General features: G+C 53.5%; 3 protein-coding genes. 1 reads left to right on the top strand and 2 read right to left on the bottom strand.

The features are described from left to right. Positions 1-1,078: Hsp70 family protein (locus NCN04_RS10455; protein ID WP_250396060.1), on the top strand; the 1,078-nt coding region annotated here is incomplete at its 5' end. A gap of 84 nt (positions 1,079-1,162) precedes the next feature. Here the strand turns inward: NCN04_RS10455 and pstS are convergent. Further along, complete coding sequence (gene pstS / locus NCN04_RS10460) at positions 1,163-2,194, bottom strand: phosphate ABC transporter substrate-binding protein PstS (RefSeq protein WP_250396061.1); 1,032 nt, start codon at positions 2,192-2,194, stop codon at positions 1,163-1,165. Between the two features lie 54 nt (positions 2,195-2,248). Next, a partial coding sequence (locus NCN04_RS10465; protein WP_250396062.1) for an FAD-dependent oxidoreductase occupies positions 2,249-2,587 on the bottom strand: 339 nt, incomplete at its 5' end.

The raw sequence follows: 2,587 nt of genomic DNA on the forward strand, positions 1-2,587 counted from the left end.
TATTACGGCGACTCCGGAAGGCCCTAAGCACCTTGATCTCACCCTGACACGCGGCAAGTTTGAGGAGCTGGCTTCCACGTTGATCGATCGTTGTCGCATCCCGGTTGAGCAAGCTTTGAAAGACGCCAAGCTTTCATCGAGTGAGCTTGACGAGATTGTGATGGTGGGTGGATCCACTCGGATCCCAGCTGTCCTTGAGCTTGTGAAGCGCACTACCGGCAAGGACCCCAATCAGACCGTGAACCCTGATGAGGTGGTGGCGATTGGAGCCGCCATTCAAGGCGGTGTGTTGGCTGGAGAAGTCAAGGACATCTTGCTGCTGGACGTCACACCCCTATCCCTGGGCGTCGAGACGCTTGGCGGTGTGATGACAAAAATGATCACGAGGAACACCACCGTTCCAACCAAAAAATCAGAGACTTATTCCACTGCTGTGGATGGTCAAACCAACGTTGAGATTCACGTGCTCCAGGGTGAGCGCGAGATGGCCTCAGACAACAAGAGTTTGGGGACCTTCCGTCTCGATGGGATTCCTGCCGCCCCTCGCGGTGTGCCTCAGATCGAAGTCACGTTCGATATTGACGCCAACGGCATCTTGAGCGTGACTGCGAAGGACAAGGGCAGCGGCAAAGAGCAGTCGATTTCGATCACCGGAGCCTCCACTCTCTCTGACAATGAAGTCGAGAAGATGGTGAAGGATGCCGAGAGTAATGCCAGTGCTGATAAGGAGAAGCGCGAGAAGATCGACCTGAAGAATCAGGCTGAAACTCTCGTGTATCAGGCTGAAAAGCAGTTGGCTGAACTGGGCGACAAAGTTGATGCTGAGGCCAAGGCCAAGGTTGAAGAGAAGTCCACCAAGCTCAAGGAAGCAACGGAAAAAGAGGACTTTGACTCGATGAAGACTCTTCTTGAAGAGCTACAGCAAGAGCTCTACACCGTTGGTGCATCTGTCTACCAACAGGCGGGTGCAGAAGCAGCAGCTTCCGGTGAGGAGGGTGCTGCTTCTGGTAACTCTGCTGATGGATCTAGTAATGCTGGAGATGATGTTATCGATGCCGAATTTACTGAAACTAAGTAACTCAGGTCTTGGTTTTTGATCCAATAAGAATATAAAAGGGGGCTTTAGTCCCCCTTTTTTGTGTCTTTATCCAGTTGATTTCTGTTATTCCTTGATCGTGTTAGCTGCTGCCTTGGCTTGAACGATCACCTCTGGGGGAAGGGAGATGTAGCCCAGCTCAGGTGCTTTCGCCTGTGATTCCTCAGACAACATGTAATCGAATGTTGATTTGAGTACAGCTGTGTTGCTTCCGTTCCCGGTGGCGTAAGCAAGCACCCACGAGAAGGTCACGATGGGATAACCGTGCATTGGGTTGGCATTGCTACCAATCAGATCGGGTCCTAGATCGATCGAACCCAGGGCTCTACTTGCTGTGGCATTGGTTGGCGTCACCTTTTTTCCGGATCCGTTTTGAATGGCTGCCGCCTGTAGATCGCCTTTGACGTAGGCGAGCTCGACGTAGCCCACGCCGCCATCGATCTGGGTGAGTTGGGCAGCGACACCTTCATTGCCTCTGGCTCCCACACCCGTAGGCCATTGCACGGATTTGCTCGCGCCAACACTGTTTTTCCATTCCGGACTAATGGCAGAGAGGTGCTTGGTGAAGTTGTACGTCGTGCCAGAGCCATCAGAGCGATAGACCACCTTGATGGCTTTGTCTGGGCAGCCCAATGCGCTGTAGTTGCTGATGGTGCCTAAAAAGATTCCAGCCAGTTGTTCACGGGTGAGCTTCAATTCACAGCCGGGATTGTGATACGCCACAGCAATGGCACCCGCTGTCATCGGAACTTGGACGACGCCGCGACTCACTTTGGTAATAGCTTCGGTTTGCATGGGCTTGTCAGAAGCCCCGAAATCAATCGTGCCTGCCGTGAATTGACGGACTCCTGCTCCGGATCCAACGGATTGATAGTTGACCTGGATTCCTTGAGGTGCCAGATCCTGGAACCAGCGCTGGTAAATCGCCGCCGGAAACGATGCCCCTGCAGCGGAGAGACGGCCTTGTTGTTTGCCAGTTCCCTGATCGCTCGACGAGCAGGCAGTAAGACTGCAAGCGGCTGCAATGCCGATCAGTGCAGTGCCGGAGCGGTTCAAGAAACGGCGACCTATGAGGTCGAGTGGGCGATTTACTTGCATGTCATCTCTATATCTGAGGTGGCAAAGACCAATAAAGATCGAGTTGAGACAAGGTCAGGAGTCTGGAATCGTTGGAGTCGTCATAATTTGCTGACCAACCCAGTCTGCCGTAGCAGGTGTCAGAAGAACCCCGTTTCGATAATGACCACTAGCCAGGATTAAGCCTGGCTCCAAAACCTCAAGCAAGGGAGCTGGCCGCCCAGAGGGTCTGGCCCTGAGGCCATGCCATTGATCAACGACCTTGGCCTGTTGCAGCCAGTTCGGTGCCAGGCCATCCAATCGCCTCATGATCGAAGTCTCCTCAGCGGAAGGCTCCTTTCCTGGTTCCAGGGTTGCTCCAAGCCAAAGCCTGTCGCTTTCATGACGAATCAAATTGACTCCGTTGCAGACCAG

Source organism: Synechococcus sp. MU1655, assembly GCF_023630655.1.
Lineage (GTDB): Bacteria > Cyanobacteriota > Cyanobacteriia > PCC-6307 > Cyanobiaceae > Synechococcus_C.